General features: G+C 41.7%; 18 protein-coding genes. 7 read left to right on the top strand and 11 right to left on the bottom strand.

Features of this window, described 5'->3' with window-relative positions; translation table 11 throughout:
* Window positions 1–13 precede the first annotated feature (13 nt).
* From ACTJKG_RS17405 to ACTJKG_RS17395, 3 genes are all read right to left on the bottom strand, one after another.
* Window positions 14–1,180 carry an acyltransferase family protein gene (locus ACTJKG_RS17405; protein ID WP_440739926.1) on the bottom strand — a complete coding sequence of 389 codons (1,167 nt, stop codon included), beginning with the start codon at window positions 1,178–1,180 and terminating at the stop codon, window positions 14–16.
* Between the two features lie 80 nt (window positions 1,181–1,260).
* On the bottom strand, window positions 1,261–1,995 hold the full coding sequence (locus ACTJKG_RS17400; protein ID WP_440739925.1) for a hypothetical protein: 735 nt from the start codon (window positions 1,993–1,995) through the stop codon (window positions 1,261–1,263).
* A gap of 146 nt (window positions 1,996–2,141) precedes the next feature.
* Window positions 2,142–4,022 carry an SPFH domain-containing protein gene (locus ACTJKG_RS17395; RefSeq protein ID WP_172337076.1) on the bottom strand — a complete coding sequence of 627 codons (1,881 nt, stop codon included), beginning with the start codon at window positions 4,020–4,022 and terminating at the stop codon, window positions 2,142–2,144.
* A 336-nt stretch (window positions 4,023–4,358) separates the two neighbouring features.
* Between ACTJKG_RS17395 and ACTJKG_RS17390 the strand changes: the two genes are divergently transcribed.
* The 5 genes from ACTJKG_RS17390 to ACTJKG_RS17370 all read left to right on the top strand — a co-directional run bounded on the left by ACTJKG_RS17390 (window position 4,359) and on the right by ACTJKG_RS17370 (window position 6,709).
* Window positions 4,359–4,508 carry a hypothetical protein gene (locus ACTJKG_RS17390; protein ID WP_440739924.1) on the top strand — a complete coding sequence of 50 codons (150 nt, stop codon included), beginning with the start codon at window positions 4,359–4,361 and terminating at the stop codon, window positions 4,506–4,508.
* A gap of 49 nt (window positions 4,509–4,557) precedes the next feature.
* The gene (locus ACTJKG_RS17385) at window positions 4,558–4,965 is read left to right on the top strand and encodes a hypothetical protein (RefSeq protein ID WP_440739923.1); all 408 of its coding nucleotides are present in this window, start codon (window positions 4,558–4,560) and stop codon (window positions 4,963–4,965) included.
* A 174-nt stretch (window positions 4,966–5,139) separates the two neighbouring features.
* On the top strand, window positions 5,140–5,682 hold the full coding sequence (locus tag ACTJKG_RS17380; protein WP_440739922.1) for an RNA polymerase sigma factor: 543 nt from the start codon (window positions 5,140–5,142) through the stop codon (window positions 5,680–5,682).
* Window positions 5,663–5,932, top strand: coding sequence for a hypothetical protein (locus tag ACTJKG_RS17375; protein WP_172337072.1), 270 nt, complete (start codon window positions 5,663–5,665; stop codon window positions 5,930–5,932). The genes ACTJKG_RS17380 and ACTJKG_RS17375 overlap by 20 nt, the downstream gene beginning before the upstream one ends.
* Before the next feature lie 93 nt (window positions 5,933–6,025).
* Entirely contained in the window at window positions 6,026–6,709 is a 684-nt protein-coding gene (locus ACTJKG_RS17370; protein WP_172337071.1) for a ClpP family protease, read from the top strand.
* A 329-nt stretch (window positions 6,710–7,038) separates the two neighbouring features.
* Here the strand turns inward: ACTJKG_RS17370 and ACTJKG_RS17365 are convergent, their stop codons facing one another.
* The 6 genes from ACTJKG_RS17365 to ACTJKG_RS17340 form a co-directional block, all read right to left on the bottom strand.
* Window positions 7,039–8,265 (bottom strand): multidrug effflux MFS transporter, encoded by a 1,227-nt coding sequence (locus tag ACTJKG_RS17365; RefSeq protein WP_172337070.1) that lies wholly within the window; start codon window positions 8,263–8,265, stop codon window positions 7,039–7,041.
* A 242-nt stretch (window positions 8,266–8,507) separates the two neighbouring features.
* The gene (locus ACTJKG_RS17360) at window positions 8,508–9,731 is read right to left on the bottom strand and encodes a hypothetical protein (RefSeq protein WP_172337069.1); all 1,224 of its coding nucleotides are present in this window, start codon (window positions 9,729–9,731) and stop codon (window positions 8,508–8,510) included.
* Window positions 9,732–9,962: 231 nt separating this feature from the next.
* Window positions 9,963–10,277, bottom strand: coding sequence for a YMGG-like glycine zipper-containing protein (locus tag ACTJKG_RS17355; RefSeq protein WP_172337068.1), 315 nt, complete (start codon window positions 10,275–10,277; stop codon window positions 9,963–9,965).
* A 102-nt stretch (window positions 10,278–10,379) separates the two neighbouring features.
* Window positions 10,380–11,174 (bottom strand): alpha/beta fold hydrolase, encoded by a 795-nt coding sequence (locus tag ACTJKG_RS17350; RefSeq protein ID WP_172337067.1) that lies wholly within the window; start codon window positions 11,172–11,174, stop codon window positions 10,380–10,382.
* Between the two features lie 9 nt (window positions 11,175–11,183).
* Window positions 11,184–12,500 (bottom strand): gluconate:H+ symporter, encoded by a 1,317-nt coding sequence (locus tag ACTJKG_RS17345; RefSeq protein WP_172337066.1) that lies wholly within the window; start codon window positions 12,498–12,500, stop codon window positions 11,184–11,186.
* A 102-nt stretch (window positions 12,501–12,602) separates the two neighbouring features.
* Window positions 12,603–14,066 carry a sensor histidine kinase gene (locus ACTJKG_RS17340; protein WP_172337065.1) on the bottom strand — a complete coding sequence of 488 codons (1,464 nt, stop codon included), beginning with the start codon at window positions 14,064–14,066 and terminating at the stop codon, window positions 12,603–12,605.
* Window positions 14,067–14,254: 188 nt separating this feature from the next.
* Here ACTJKG_RS17340 and ACTJKG_RS17335 point away from each other — a divergent pair, with 188 nt between their 5' ends.
* Complete coding sequence (locus ACTJKG_RS17335; protein ID WP_172337064.1) at window positions 14,255–14,611, top strand: response regulator; 357 nt, start codon at window positions 14,255–14,257, stop codon at window positions 14,609–14,611.
* Between the two features lie 1,005 nt (window positions 14,612–15,616).
* A complete protein-coding gene (locus ACTJKG_RS17330) occupies window positions 15,617–15,985 on the top strand; it encodes a response regulator (RefSeq protein WP_172337063.1) in 369 nt (122 codons plus the stop codon).
* A 60-nt stretch (window positions 15,986–16,045) separates the two neighbouring features.
* Here ACTJKG_RS17330 and ACTJKG_RS17325 read toward each other — a convergent pair whose 3' ends face one another.
* Both ACTJKG_RS17325 and ACTJKG_RS17320 read right to left on the bottom strand, forming a co-directional pair.
* Complete coding sequence (locus ACTJKG_RS17325) at window positions 16,046–16,417, bottom strand: hypothetical protein (RefSeq protein WP_172337062.1); 372 nt, start codon at window positions 16,415–16,417, stop codon at window positions 16,046–16,048.
* Window positions 16,418–16,489: 72 nt separating this feature from the next.
* Window positions 16,490–16,996 carry a GbsR/MarR family transcriptional regulator gene (locus ACTJKG_RS17320; RefSeq protein WP_172337061.1) on the bottom strand — a complete coding sequence of 169 codons (507 nt, stop codon included), beginning with the start codon at window positions 16,994–16,996 and terminating at the stop codon, window positions 16,490–16,492.
* Window positions 16,997–17,073: the final 77 nt, after the last annotated feature.

Genomic DNA, 17,073 nt, shown 5'->3' with positions numbered 1-17,073 from the left:
GTTGGTTAAGATTTTAAATAATCGCTTTTACTCCCGGTATTTTCACCAGTAAACTACCCAAAACAAATGAACCAATAACCGCCAACGGTGCCACAAAAAGCAATTTTATAGCAGGATCGGCATCCAATGGTCTGAATAACATGGACAAGGAAATCAGCACCAACGGATGAAATATATAAACCGCAAAAGTAGCTCTCGACATATTTTTCATGAACATTGATTGACTATTCCATCTTTGCCTGGCAATACCCAGTAAAGCCACAATGATAAATATCCCGGTGAACTGCTCCCAGCAGGCATACATTAAGGATTGCCAATGTCCGTCGCCGCTAAAAGTTTCTACAGGGCTGTTGGTAACTTCTTTGATATAATATATTACCGGAAACACCACTAAGATCATGACAGCAACCATAACGGCGAAGCCCTTACCCATTTTATAGCTCGCTATATTAAGCCATTTCCCGCGCGAGGCTACTATACCTAAAGTAAATAAAGCGATATATTGTACAAAGTGCCCCAACTGAAAACCTACTGGTTTTAATACCCAGCCCACCGGAAATACCGACCGGACCAGGTAGCTGCCTAAAGCCAGTGTAAGCGCAAATAAAACCACAGTGAGCGTGGAAGGCATTTTCCCCGATGCGGATAGTTTGCTTTTAAACAACAACATGATGCCCACATACAATAAACTAAACAGCAGCAGGGCGGCCACAAACCATAATACCCCAAAATCTATCCAGGGATGAAAACCACCAAGGAACTGGATGTAGGTAATGTCATGACCCAGTGCAAAACGGTAAACCAGGAAGCATAATACCGGCGACAGGATAAATGAATAAAATATAAGGGGAATGCCCAGACGTTTTAACCGATCGATGGTAAAACGTGCAGCGCCTTTTTTATGGTAGGATGATTCGGTGAAATAGGCCGAGATAAAAAAGAAAAAGCCCATAAAAAACGACTGATTGGTGGCCACAAACAAGGTCATCGGTATTGATGCGGCAACAGAGGTTGTTTTTTCGGCATAATACCAGCCGCCGGGGGCGCCATAAGTAATAAAAGCATGATGCAATACCACTAAAACGGTAAGCATTACTTTTAGATTATCGATATATACAATTTTAACTGTTTGTGTATTACTGCCAGCGGTAGCGGGTAATACAGCGGTTTGATCTTGCATTGGTATAGGTTAAGCGATATTTTATAATTTGATACACCTAAAGGATGCTTTTATTTCAAATTAGTTACACCGCTTTGCAATTATTTGATCAATTGTCCGGCATTGCGTTTATCCGGGGGGAGTGCCATGAAACTTTTATAACTCGCGCTTAAATAGTTGGTGAGGTTAAAATCATTGGCTGTATAAACCTTAACCGATGGAATGTATAACAATATAAAATTTTCAAGATCAGTACCTGTTAGGGGAACGTACTTAGCTATATTATCGGGTTTAAACACATTGGTAATCTCATCGCGTACTTTTTCGTTCTCTAATAACTCTGCTTGTTTCCTTTTATCTTTTTCGTCTTTGTTCCAGTAATGCAAGCGAAGTATTACACCACCTTTGGGATCGCCTTTTGGATTGCCCGGGCTGGGTGCATTACGCTGATAGATCATGGTTTGCCCATGAAACTCCGGGTCAACATAACCACTTGCCGGCTTTTTGATCTCCACATTGGTTACTTTTACCTCTTTCAATTCATTTTGCTTAGCCGTTATAAGCACCTGAATACCACGCAAATCAGTTACAACAACAGTATCCGGAAGATAAAACGAACTTTTAAACAGGAGAATGTCGCCGCCTTTGGCGGGGATACTGAACTTACCTGCTTTATCGGTTGCGGTGACTTTGCCATTGGTTGAGTTTTCCACCCGCAAACCAGCAACTACGGTATGAGACTTGATCTCATAAACAGTACCTTTCTGTACACCCTGCCCATAGGCCAGTGCCGAAACAAAACAAGCGATCAATATGAGCAGGAACTGACGAGGCATATATAAAGTATCCAAAATAACAAAACACAAATTTATAGATAAACTTTTTAACTTATTTTAACATATTGAGAAACCAATAAAAGAAAGAAAAGGGCGCCAGTTGGCGCCCTTTTGATTAACGGGATACGTAATATTAAACGTATAGTTTATTCCTCACTCTTTCCCCCTTCATTCTCCTTCTGTAGCTTTTTAAGCATTTCTGTGCCTATCAGGGCATCTATTATACCGTTACCTCCGTTGTCTTTACCGCTTACCAATATTTCTGGTACCAGTTTAATACCGGCTGCGGCAAGGGCTTCGGCTACACGTACAATGGCGTATTGTTCGGTACCCATGGCTTCGGTTTTTTGTTTGGTTACCTCAGCTTCGGCCAAACCGATGGCTTTGATCTTGGTACTTTCTGCAATACCATTTACCTCGGTAGCGTTAGCGTCGGCCTTAGCATTCACTGTTTTGGCCTCAGCATCGGCTTTGGCTATGGTAATCCTTACTTCGGCATCGGCCTTAGCATTAATGGTTTTGGCTTCAGCTTCACCATGTGACGCTGCAACTTTTGAGGCAGCCATCTGGGTGTTGATCTCAACCTGGCGGGTTGATTTTACCACCTCTGGCTGCATATCGGCACCGGCACGGGCGCTTTCAAATTCCTTACGTTCAATTTGCGCATGGCGTTGTATCTCGTAAGTCACCTTTTCCTCTTCGGCCAGTTTACGGTCGGTCAGAGTTTTCATCAGGGCGGCTGGCGGTACTATGTCACCAATCAGGGTATCTACACCAATTACGTTATAGGTGGTTAATACCGCGCCGATATGGTCACGTGCATCACTTTGCCTTTGGATACGGTTAGCCAAAAAGCCTATCACGTCACTCTTTTGTGCCGAGTTACGGAAATAGTTGGCAATAGTAGGTTCCAATACCTGCGATACCAGGTTTTTCATCTTACCAAAACGGGCTATTACCTTTGGCGCTTCGTTACGTGGCACGTGGATGATCTGTGACACATCCAGGTTGAATGTAAAACCATCAGATGACCTTACCGTAATAGTACACAGGTTTTTATCCAATTCATGTGCTTCAGTGCGGCTATCGGCCCAGTTCAACACAATGTTGGTTGTTGGTACAATCTCCACCGCATGAGTGTAAATGTTGATCGGGTGTTTACCCGGATCAAGCGGATCTTCCCAAACACCTTTCTGGCCACGATGAACGATATTACCATGTTTAAAGGCATCGCCACTGGTATCTTTACCTTCGGGCCCAACAAAGGAGTTTACTACACCTACATAACCAATAGGTATATAGGTCATATCTACCTGTTCAACAATTACAAACCAAGGGTTCAGGTAATAAGTACCGGCCAGTATCACGTCTTCCTGCAAACCTTTACGACCACCGGCATTAATAAACGCGATAGGGTCCTGGTAGTTTTTATGGCCCGATACAGATTCACCGGCAATCTCGCCCTTATCCAGCGGCTCGCCATCCAACGTAGTGACGATACCTACTTTATTTTCGTGGATCTGGGTGATGGGTACCATCTCAATCTCAAACAAGAAGGTGTTGATACGGTAACTACCCGGCGTAAGGAAAGCAGCCTGCGGACCTTTCTGACCATTATTGTCCAGGAAGGCAATAGCATCCTGGAACTTGTCGCAATCAACCGGTTTACCCAGCACACGACCTGTATCCAGCGAAGCTCCGTCTTTTGCCTTTACCAGTCCCAGCTTGTTTTGCTCAATCACGGTAAACGCCTCCATGGTAATACCATACTGCCATGGCCACAAACCCCAGTACAAACCAGGGGCAAGCGCTTTGGCCTGCATACCAGCCTCGCCATGAATAGCGATGATACGACCATCGGGCAAACGCGATTTGCTTGACAGAGTGAACTTTTTGACCACCAGTCCGATACGGTTATCCGGCACGATCACCATACCGAAAAACACGCGCAAAACAAATTTGTACATCAACAAAATCAGGATGACAGGCACAGCCCACCAAAGCATAACAATTAGATTGTTGTTCATTTTTTTTAAGATTTAAATAATTTGATTTTTTAACGGAACCCTTAAGGTGCGGGCCCTCACAATAACTTATAGCTTAAACTGGATTGGAGTACCTTGGCTATATAGTGTCATTAAGACAGTTGCAATTACAGGATGTTACAACTTTTTTAAAAAATATTTTTGACCGCTGATTTTTTTGATTTCGTTGATTACGCTGAAGCATGATTTACTGGATTAAGGATTATAGGATTTTTACCCAAGATGATATTTTCCGGTAACAATTCATAATGAATTAATTGTAAACAATTCAGTTTACCGATAGTTAAATCAATAGTATCTCATTTAATCTTTACGGTCATGAATACTTCAATATCAAAAAACACCAGCAAAAAAACTACAGATAGTAAGAACAGAAAGCGACTCGAAACAGAAGCGCCAATAAGCGAAAAAGACGAGGTAAAAAAAGCCGAAGAGCGAACAAAAAAGCACCTGAAAGGCAAAAGCTGATTTTATACTTTAACCGTAATTGCATAGCTTAGATTAAATTAATGCGATCATGAAATTTTACGGTTTTATATTATTTGCACTCTCGCTATTTGTTATGGCATCATGCAAACCGGCAGTTACCACCCAGGCACTTACCGGCAAATGGAAGTATATAAAAATAGAGCACCCAAATGCCAGCCCGCCGGATACGGTAAAAAAGGCCGAGTTGGATGAGGCTGTGCCCTACATACAGTTTACGCCTGAAATGAAATATACGATTGTATGGGGAGGTAAATTCCTGTCGCACGGTGCTTTCACGCTCAACGGCAGCAATATGAATGTAAAAGAAGTACTGCCCGATGGCAAGACCCGTGATTTTGTCTTTTATGTATCGGAATTAACGGATGATAGGATCGTTTTTGAAAGCACCGGCCCGGAAGGATCAAAGGTTACGGCTTTGCGGGCGAGTAAGTTTTAGATTTTGCTTTGTCATGCTGAACGCAGTGAAGCATCTATTATACGACAAGCAAAGCATGTTGAAGAAGATCCTTCGCTATGCTCAGGATGACAAGATAGATAAACTCCAAAAAAATTTCAGCCAAAAAAGGTGATATATCTGTTATAAGTTACACATGGTAATAAACAGTGTACAATGGATGCAGTTAATTTAGAAGAGCAGGTTGCAGAACGGCAGCAGCTTTTCATCACATTATATCAAAAAGTTTTCCCGGCGGTAGCCCGGTATGTGAGCAAATGCGGCGGATCATTTGACGAGGCCAAAGATGTTTTCCAGGATGCTTTGCTGAGCTATTATGAAAAAAGCAGATCGGCCAATGCCGATATTAAAAGCAGCGAAGGTGCCTATATTTATGGTACTGCCCGCTACCTGTGGATTAAACGCTACAAAGAAGGCCAGCAAACCACACAATTGGACGACAGCGCTACTGACTTAGCTGTGGAAACCATCGTACCCCTCGCCGACGATAAACTATTGAACTTCCTGGAAACAGCTGGCAAACGCTGTATGGAGCTGCTACGCTCCTTTTATTATGATCAGTTACCCATGACCAAACTGGCACAACTATTTGGCTTTTCCGGGGTGCGTTCGGCAACCGTGCAAAAATATAAGTGCATCGAAAAAATAAGGGAATCCGTAAAACAAAAAGCATTAACCTATGAGGACTTCCTTGAATAACATAGCACAAACCGAAGCCTACCTTTTCAAAAGGTCGAACCCTACCAGCTCTCTGCTGTTCGAAGCCAAAATGCTGCTTGATCGGGATCTGCAGACCCGTGTTTCGCAGCAACAACAGGTATATACCCTGGTACAGCAATATGGCCGCAAACAGGTAAAAGCCGAGATCGAGGCCGTTCATCAACAATTATTTAACCAGCCCGAACATCTGAGTTTCAGGCAAAAAATAGCACGCATCTTTTTAAGATAGAATCAAGAAGTAAGAATCAAGAATCAAGACGGTAAAACAATTTCTGGCTCTCGGTTCTTCGCTCCCACTCTCCCCTTTAAAAACCACAATTTTATGAATATCGATAAACAGGAATTCCGCAAATATGCGGTCATGCACCATGCTATTGCCGGTACCCGGGTAGATAGCTTTATTTCACAGGTCGAAAAAAGCACGTTACCCGTAGCCATGACGCCCTACATTACCGAAGAACGCGAAATGCGCGTAGCCCAGATGGACGTATTTTCGCGTCTGATGATGGACCGGATCATTTTTCTTGGCGAAGCCGTTGACGATCATGTAGCCAACATCATTCAGGCGCAACTGCTTTTTCTGCAGTCGACAGATGCCAAAAAAGATATACAGATGTATATCAATTCGCCGGGCGGTTCGGTTTATGCCGGCTTGGGTATTTATGATACCATGCATTTTATAGGACCCGATGTGGCTACCATTTGTACCGGCATGGCCCTCTCCATGGGATCAGTACTGCTATGTGCAGGTGCAGCGGGTAAACGTGCAGCGCTCAAGCATTCCCGCATTATGCTGCACCAGCCATCGGGCGGGGCGCAGGGTATGGCATCAGACATTGAAATAGCCTCTACCCAGATCCGCAAAATGAAACAGGAACTATATGAGATCATCGCCCAGCATAGCGGCCAGCCATACCAAAAGGTTCATGATGTATCCGACCGGGATTACTGGATGACAGCCAGTGAGTCAAAAGAGTTTGGGATAATTGATGAGGTGTTGGGGTAACACCTCACCCTACCCTCTCCTTTGGAGAGGGTTTTAAAACCAAGCTCCATATCGCCAATAAAAAAGCCTCTTAACGAGGCTTTTTTATTTATCTTGGTTTTATTATCCGCAAGCAATGAGCACAAGATTTATTATCATGTTACTAAACGACGACGTTGTAGCCGGTGGGTTTTCTTTCGGACTTATTTTTAGTTGGTGGCAGATCCTTACGTTTCTTATTCTTGTTACTTGTGTAATTTACTTCATTAGAAGAAATCGTAGAAATAGGCGCATATAGCATTTTGCTCTATTGACAACACACAGACGGAGTGGGTCGTCTATCACAGTCCTCAATGCGCTATCACACCCGCATCTACCGATGCCGATACTTTATGCTTGATAAACCGGCTGCCTATCAGTAAAGTAAGCAATGCTACCACACCTGCCGCCGCCATAACCCCTGCCATGGGTAATGCGCTATGACTTGTAATGAGTGTGATACCCACCGATGCCAGTGAGCCAATAGCCATTTGGAAGGCTCCCATTAATGCTGAAGCCGAACCCGCGTTTTTGGTAAAAGGTGCCAATGATAAGGCAGCTGTATTAGGATAACTGATACCCACACCGCACAATACACCAAATATCATGGCAATGGTGCCAGCAATGTTAAACCAGTTATTGAACGCACCTATTAAAAATACAGTCGAGATAAATACCAGCCAAATTAATGAGGCATTCACCAATTGTTCGCTTTTATATCTTTTCATCAGGATGCTGTTTACCTGGCTCGAGCCGATAAACCCTACAGAAAGTCCGGCGAATATCCACCCAAACCCTTTCTGACTTACTTTAAACACCTCAATAAATACAATTGACGACGATGATACGTAAGCGAACAGGCCTGCAAAAGCGAATGCCCCGCAAAGCGCATAAGTTAAAAACTGCGAATTTTTTAATACATGCCAGAAGTTACGGATAATAGGCAGTGGCTTTAAGGAATATGATGGATCGGGCTGATAGCTTTCGGGAAGTAAAAATATAACCGCTAATAGTATCAGTACAGCAATAATCGTCAATATCAAAAATATTACCTGCCATTCAAATGCAGCTGTAATATAGCTACCAATGGTTGGCGCCAGCATAGGTGAAGCACCCAGTACCAATATCAACAGCGAAAATACTTTGGCGTTATCCTCCACCGGGAAAAGATCGCGTACCATAGCCATAGCCGCAACGGTAGCAGCACAGCTGCCTATGGCCTGAAAAAACCGCATCACGATTAGCATTTCTAACGAGGTGGAAAAGAAACAACCCACAGAGGCCACTATATAAAGACATAAACCGAAATACAAGGGGCGTTTACGGCCATACCTGTCCAACAAAGGGCCATACAATAATTGCCCGGCCGATATACCTATAAAATAGCTCGACAGTGACAAGGCTACCTTATCGGTACTGGTATGCAGATATTTAGCGATGGCTGTAAAGCCAGGCAGGTACATATCTATAGAGAAAGGGCCCAATGCGGTTAATGAACCCAAAATGAGTATCAGTGTTACGTAACGTTTTTTTGTCATGTGATTTTTGGCAGATGGTCGGTTTTTGACCAGGGTTAACAGAATAAATACAGGATATTACCGGCGAGGTACTGAAGGGTCTTTTACTACGAATGGCCGGATAAAAACATACCACGAAAATAAAATTTAAATTTCAAAACCTATATCCTTGTTTTGTCATTTTAGGAAAATAGATAAGATACAAAAATCAAACACGTCATTACGAGGCACTTTTTATAATAAAACAACAAAGCTCTAATCCCCTAAAACGTTTCTCCCAGGTTAAGGTTTATCGATGAGAAATTTTTGCTCACACCATAATCCAGGGCAATATTAGTCCCCGATTTTTTGTTGAACTTAAAACGCAGGCCTGTACCACCAGCGGGTCGCCAGTAAACAAAATCATGTGTATTGGGCTCGGTAACCGAGTTTACGTTGGCAAATAAAACAAAGCCAATAAGGCCGTTGCGAGTAATATCACGCCGGTATTCAGTTTCAAAATAAGCCAGTCGTTGCCCTCTGTACCTGTTTTGCACAAATCCCCTGCCCGATCGCTGGTAAGGTTCCCAACCCAAACTGGGCAGATTCAAATACGGTGTACCAGGTGTAAGTGATGTCCAGAAATATGACCAGAATGCCAGTACGTTTTTAGGACCGCTATTGGTTAATGATACGTATTTGCGTAGATCGATATATAACGAACTCCAGTTGGTATTACTCCCCAGCATTTTTGAATTTACCCGGTATATGATATTAGCATAGGCCCCCGGCAGAGGATTAATGGAGTTTTTGCGGGTATCGTATAGCAAATTGAAAGTCACCCCTGACGAAAAAACATTTTGATCTTTAGTAGTGCCGTATTTATAACCGGTAAAACTATGCAGACTCACATCTCCATCGCTGTCAATGTCCTGATAATAATCCAGATCGTAACCCAGGCCAGCATAAAAGTATGGTTTTATTCTTTTCAATACCGTTTGATAAAAACGCCCGTAATTATAGTTCACCAAAAAGCGATGATCTTCGGGTTGTTTCCCACCCAAACCCCAGGTGTATTGCGGATATACCAATACACGGGTATCGCCAACAATATTCCACTGATTGTTATTGAGCCAGATATTTGAGCGGATGGGCAGGCCATACCTTCCTTTAAAGTTAAAATAAGGAGTAAATATAAAACTGGACAGGTTGGTTGTTGCAGGATCCCCCAAGTATACCGCCAATGATGTTGAAGTAAAAAGTGCCCTCCCCCCACTTCGGCCATCTGAAGAAGAGATAGGTAAGATAGAAAAATAAATCTTCTTTTTTTCGGTGGCCGATATTTTACGGGGCTTTATTTTAAACAGAGATCGGGCTATATCAATAAGGTCTTTTTGCGCAATGGTATCTTTATTAACCTGAAGCGTATCAACAGCGGTTGCCTTGCTTTGGGCCATTACAACAGCAGAAAGAAAGCAAAAAAGTAATGCCGAAAGCGTTTTAACCATTATATACTAAACCAAATATTCACTGCCCTTGTTTGTAAAATGCCTGATATAATAACGCCCTATATATGATTTAAATTTTTATCTCGGCTATATATCCATCTGCAAAATTTATTTCACTGTATAAATAATAATACGCATACTATTAGCCGGAAGCAACACAGTCATCAAGATAAAATAAAAAGCCGGCAGGTAAAATAAACCGCCGGCTTTTTAACTATAATTAACATTTAGTTAGTGTGTAGTTGTTTTGGTGTAATGATGGTGTTTAGGATGCGCCCTGCGCCAGGCAGCCCTGCGTTTCTTTTCATCGGCACGGCGTTGTTCGTTACCTATAATATAACCACCGCCGGCTCCAATGGCACCACCAATTAAGGCCCCACCAACATTATGTCCAATAAGTCCGCCTGCAACCGCACCGCCGGCACCACCAATGATGGCTCCTTTAGCCTGCTTGCTCATTTTTTTCTTGGTCTGCGCCTGGGCGTTAAATGTCAGCGTTAGCAGAAACGCTACAAACAGACAGGCATATATCATTAGCTTTTTCATAAAATATGTATTGATAAGTGTTAAAAATTATCTCTGAACATACCTATACAAATAGCAAGCCGCTTATTTAAAAGGCTGTATTATATCACCTAAAGATGACATTTACTTCAGGAAGGCAAGTACATCTGCCGAAAACTGTATAGTTCTCGATGCACTGTTATGATCGCCGGGCACATAATTGAGCTTTGAACCAGGGATAAGTTTGTTGAGTGCGGTTTCTGATCCGTTATCATGATCCTCCGTACCGCAAATGATTAGCACAGGTATTTTTACTTTGGCCAACTCCTGCGGACTTGTTGATGGCTGATATTTCTGCTGCAGGGCCAACGCGGTTACATCAAAAGCAGGGTTGCTGTGGATATAATTGATCATGCCATCTACATCGTGAAAAGTAGTATCGCCCATAAGCGCCTTGTAGGCATGTACGCGCCTGGGCCATTCGGGGTTGGTATAGGCATCGCCCATGCCGCCCATTACCAGTTTTTGCACCCTCTTATCCAGCACCAACAACCGGGAGGCAATAATGGAACCGCGCGAGTAACCCACCACATCATATTTTTTAAGTTTAAGATGGCTGGCCAACCCCATGACATCCTTAGCTTCGGCATCATTGGCATAACCGGCATCGCTATGTGGCTTGTCTGACCGGCCATTGCCCCGCTGATCTATAATGATTACCTTGTAACCGGCGTTTAGCAGGTCGGCATAAAGCGGGCCTTTTTTCCAGCCCTCGCCCGTACCAGAAAATCCGTGAACGAGTATCACCGGAAAGCCACCGCCTTTTACCTCGTAGTATATTTTTGTACCATCAACCGCAGTATAATAACTACCTGGAGATTGTGCCTGGCTGTTATATCCAAATATAAGTAGTAACAGGATGATGACGCTTTTTTTCATGGTGGAGGGCTATTTTACAAACTGGTTAATGATCAAAACACCTATTAAGCCTATAACAGAAACCAATGATTCCATCATTGACCATGATTTGATGGTATCTTTTATACTGAGGTTAAAGTACTCTTTATACAGCCAGAAACCGGAGTCGTTAACATGGGAGAAAGCCAGGCTGCCCGCCCCAATGGATAGTACCATTAAATTGGGGTTCACGTGATTTTGTACTACTAATGAAGCTACAATACCAGCTGCCGTTAACCCAGCCACCGTAGCCGAGCCTAAACTGATGCGTATAATAGCCGCGATAACCCAGCCCAGTACCAATGGCGGCAAATTAAACTGCTGCAACTGAGCGGCTATCTGATCACTTACACCACTTGCCGTCAACACCTCTTTAAACGCTCCAGAGCCGGCAATGATCAATAAGATCAAAGCAATATCTTTTATAGCATCGGTAAAATTAGTGGCCAGCTGGCTCATGCTCCTACCCTGTTTTACGCCCAGTGTAAAAGTAGCCACAATAAGGGCAATGAGCATTACAATGGATGGATCGCCCAGAAAAGCTACCAGTTTTAATAGGCCCGGATCCTTGATACCCAGGTACGGGAAAAACGCGGTTAGCATCAATAACATCACAGGCAGCAAGGCGGTAAAAAAACTATTGAATGCCCCGGGTAATTTTTCTTCAGGCAGTTCTTCGGCCCGGAAGGTAGCCAGCGGCTCTGAGGGTATTTTTTTAAGGAAGCGGGCAAATACAGGTCCGGCCAGTATAATGGCAGGCACAGCTATCATCAAACCATAAATAAAAGTGGTAGCCATGTTGGCATGAAACAATACTACAAGTGCCGATGGTGAGGGGTGCGGTGGTAAAAAACCATGCGTTACCGATAACGAGGCCAGCATAGGCAAACCTATATATACCGCCGGTAGTTTGTATTTGTAAACCACCGAAAATATAAGCGGCACCATCAGCACAAAGCCAATACCGTAAAACAACGGAATACCGATGATGAAGCCTGCAGTTACCAAGGCCCACTGTATATATTTTTGGCCAACAGCGTTCACCAACACTTCGGCAATTTTTTGGGCGGCACCACTTACGGCTACCAATTTGCCTAACATAGCGCCCAGGCAAATGATAATTAGCAGCTGGCCCATAATATCGCCCATACCCTTTTGTACAGACGCCGTAACTTTATTGATGGGGATACCCAGCATTAAGCCGGCTAAAATAGATACCAAAAGAAAAGCGATGAACGGATTAACTTTTGCCCAGCTCACCAATAAAACAAGCAGGATAATACAGATCAGAATAGTTAGTAATGCCATGATTTAAACGGTTATGTACGGGTAGAAGCCACGCAGCATGTTATCTGCCTAAAGTAATAACAATATTTGAGTTTCGGATTCTTATAGACAAAACCGTTACAATTAAGCGGGCTGACCCTCACCGGTTTCTAAAGGCAACAGGAAATAAAATTCGGAGCCTTTTCCCTCCTCACTTTCAACGGCTATTTTACCATGATGCAGCCTGATGATCTCGGCCGATAAATATAAACCTATACCAAAGCCTGACAGCCCCCGGGTGCTCTCATCTTCTACCCGGTAAAAACGTTGAAAAACAGTTTGCTGATCACTCTTTTTTAAGCCAATGCCTGCATCTTTTACGCTTACTTTCAAATCTTCATTATGCTTTTTAACAACGATAGTTATTGCGCTACCTTTTGGCGAATATTTTACAGCATTGCTTATAAAGTTGCTTATTACCTGGGCTATCTTTTCTCTGTCGGCAGTGATCTGAATGGATTGTTTGCTTTTAAAAGATAAAACATGATCGGGTGCTATTAGCACTTTATCGGCCATTATTTCGACAACCAATTCATTCATATCAAAGGATTGGATATTAAGTTTTAGCTTACCCGATTCAATTTTTGACATATCCAGGAAACCATGGATGAGCCTGCTCATTTTGTTGATCTGATTTTCTGATTTTTCAAGCGCGCTTATAAAAAAGTCATCACCTGCTTTTTGGGCTTTGGATACCAGTAATTGTGTATAAGCTTTGAGCGAGGTGAGCGGTGTTTTTAATTCATGACTGGCCATAGCAATAAAATCATTTTTCATGATCTCTTCTTGCTTACGTTTGGTAATATCGTGAGTTGTGCCCAGCATACGTACAGGTTTATGGAGGGCATCATACAAAATCTTCCCGGTTGTCCGTATCCAATGTATCGATCCATCAGTCCATACTATACGGGCCTCATACGAATAAACTCCTGCTTTTATAGCTTTCTTATAGGCGTCATTTACCAGCGACTTATCATCGGGGTGTATCATTCCCCGCAGCTCCATGTGTGTTACAGACTCATCAGGGTCAAGACCAAATATCACGGAAAGTGTTGGCGACGCGATAACATCGTTATTTACCAGATCAAGGTCCCAATTGCCAATACCCGTAGCTTCGATGGCCAGGCGAAGGCGTTCTTCCGCATCCTCCAAAAGCTGCCTGGCTATCACCTGCTTGGTTACTTCTGTGGCAACCACCATAACACCAATTATATTATTATCGTTATCCTTAACCGGCTGGTAAACAAAATCGAAATAAAATAAATTAATATGACCGTTCCGGTTAAGCCAGATAGGTGTTTCATAACCATAATGGATATGGCCGCTTTTATACGCATCCCAAACCAGTTTTACATCATCCGGTTTTAAGATAAGTGCAAGCGGCCAGCCAATAATATCAGTTTGTTTTTCCCATAACTCCAGTATATTGGTGTTAGCCGATTCAATGATGAGATCGGGGCCTTTTAGAAAACCGATAGCTACCGGAGCCTGAATAATCAGATCATCTATGTGTTGCTTTGCAGCTATATTTTGATCTTTATTTTTCAAAACTTTAATTAAAACAAAAATATATGTGGGACGGCTCTATTTTTTGTGACTCAATAATATAAAAAATAGTTAAGTTTGTACTTTATTTACCCGATAATTTTTTTTGCTCAAGCCATAATTTTTTATGCTATTTTAATTAGTTTTACTTATTTACTACCTTCGACCCTTTTCACTATTGAATATTTTTTATGTCAAAACGTATTTTAGTATTAGATGACAATCAGGACATATTAGATATTGTGCATGAAACTCTTACTTATGAACAGTTTGAGGTAAAAAGTACTTCCAACAGCCTTGATGTATTACCACTAATGGAGCAGTTTCTCCCAGACCTGGTTATATTAGACTATCGGGTTTCGGGTACCACCGGGGGCGAAATTTGCAGAAGCATCAAGTTACACAGCAAATTCAGCAACATACCTGTTATTATTTTTTCGGCCTATCTGAATGGCGATGATCATTTATTAAATTACGGTTGCGACGGCGTTATTAACAAACCGTTTGATCTTTCTGAACTCGTTGAAAAAGTTAATAATTTAATTTAAGTCATTAAAATCCCCCCTCTTATTGGCTGTATGTTGTGTTTTTATCTTGCACCAGGATATTCTATTTTCCGCTAAACCCACTCTTCCTGTTGGTGACCATTTAACAGACAAATAAAAAACGTTCTTCAAAACGTCTATTTTTTACCACTTCTATTAAAATTCCGTCATAAAAATCACATTTAACTAATAATCAAGCACTCGGGTTAAAATATTCACAATTATTATTAGATTTGTTAAGAACAGTATTAAGGATATTGATATACAGTAAACCCCGGAGCGTATATGGTTATTCCAGTAAATTCAACTGAATCTATCGAATCTCGAGGTAAAAAATTACCCTTATGCCCTAAGTGTAAAAATCAGCTTGACGATCGCGTACCACGTAGCTATTTGGTAAAAACTTTGCTATTCTTCCTGCCTTTAAAACGTTATATCTGTTACAGATGCCAGCGTAAGCGCTATATATTGGGATAATTAATCTGAACGATATTTTTTACCTTTTAAATTAATTAAAACATACCTAATAGTAAGTTTACATTAAATAGCCCCTCATTCTTGAAGGATGTATTGTATTTTGCACACTATTTTATTTATAGTGACCGACCTAAATTCAAGCACCCAGAAAAGAAGAAAGTATCACTGCTCCAAGTGCGGTGAGCCATTCCATTTCCAGTTAAAGAGAAGCTGGTTTGTAAAAAGAGTATTATATTTTTTACCTGTACGAAAGTATTTCTGCGCCAAATGCAAAAAGGCGTCTTATATTTTTGTTGATAAATCTCATGCCTAGGCATAACGGGTGTTTATTTAAACAGGCATTAAAAGCCAGTTTGTATTTTACATAATACCTTCAGCGAAAAAAAATCACTTTATTATTAAGTATCAGCGACGATATTAAACTTTACTTTAAGTACTTAACTATTACTTTGGTACAAGAATTGCTAAACCTCATACAGCTTACTTTTTACTATCTGGAAGCATTTTGTAGATGATACTTAAGAATAAAATATGAGACGGATATTAGCGGTTGATGATGACAGTGATATACTGGAGGTTTTACAATACATATTGGAAGATTCGGGTTATGAAGTAATAACCCTTGCCGATGGGCACTATCTTTTTGATAAAATAAAAGAAAGTCAGCCCGATTTGATATTATTAGACATTATGTTGGGTAATTTGGACGGCCGGGATCTTTGTAAAAGTGTTAAAACCAGCATTGAAACACATGATATACCGGTTATACTCATTTCGGCAAGTCATGAGGTTTCCAGGGCACTAAACCAAACCGGCGCTCCTGATGATTTTATTGCCAAACCATTTGATATTGATGTGTTACTTGGTAGCATCAACCGGCAATTAAATAATGCAGCTTAAAATACGCAACAAAAGGGCCGCGCTAATTAGCGCGGCCCTTTTGTTTTATCCCCGTCATATTCAGACATTAATGTTAAATGCTCTTTCTCTTTTTGCCCGGTTGCGTAATTTGAAAAATACAATCAGGTTCATAAAATGCATTCCGCCCAATATCAAGATAATCCACCCTACTTTGTAGCTTAAAACCTCAACTACTACCTGCGCGCTGGGTATATTACCCGTTTCCTTGAGGGCCAGACTCATATAGCCTATATTAACCAGGTAAAACCCTACTACCAGCAACTTGTTCACAGAATCGGCCAGTTCATTATTGCCATGAAAAATATCTACCAAAAATATACGACCGTTTTTAAACAGCACTTTAGCCACCCATACGGTTAATGCTATGCTTACCAACAGGTAAACAACATAAGTTAAAATAAAGTAGTTCATGATTGTGATTATTTATATGTTATTAATTATTGAATTTTCAGTAAAAATTGAAATTTATTTGCAAAAAATATATTACTTGAATATTTTAAATATCGAACCAAAAAACCAGCTCTCTTCGGCCTTGAGCATGGTATCCAATGTTTTGTTCACATTGTTGGCCAGCCTGCTAATGTCTGTTACTGATGAATGGAATGCTTTAAAAGCCGGATCCTTTTTATCCCCCTTTACCTCTGTTAACTGGCCCAGTATCTTGATCACCGGGTCGAGTTCGCGTTTTTTACGCTCTTCGGCTACCCGTCTGGCTATTACCCAGGTATCCTTTTCGGCATAAAAGTATTCTTTACGCTCGCCGGTTTTATGCTGTTTTTCAATTAGTCCCCAACCAATCAGATCACGCAGGGTCATATTGGCGTTACCCCGCGATATGCTCAACTCGGCCATTACATCTTCGGTGGTTAAGGCCTCCGGCGAGATCAGCAACAAGGCATGTACCTGAGCCATGGTGCGGTTAATCCCCCACTCCGACCCCAGCTTACCCCAGGCTTCAATAAATTTTAGCTTTGCCTCTGCCAGTTCCATATACAAATATAGATAACTTTTTAAACTTTCAAAAATAAATGAAAGATATTTTTAATTTGGAATTTCGGATGCTATAT

It is taken from the genome of Mucilaginibacter sp. 22184 (assembly GCF_052045695.1).
In the GTDB taxonomy this organism is placed as follows: domain Bacteria; phylum Bacteroidota; class Bacteroidia; order Sphingobacteriales; family Sphingobacteriaceae; genus Mucilaginibacter.
The sequence above is the reverse complement of the archived record's forward strand: the minus strand, read 5'-3'. Positions and strand labels throughout refer to the sequence as shown.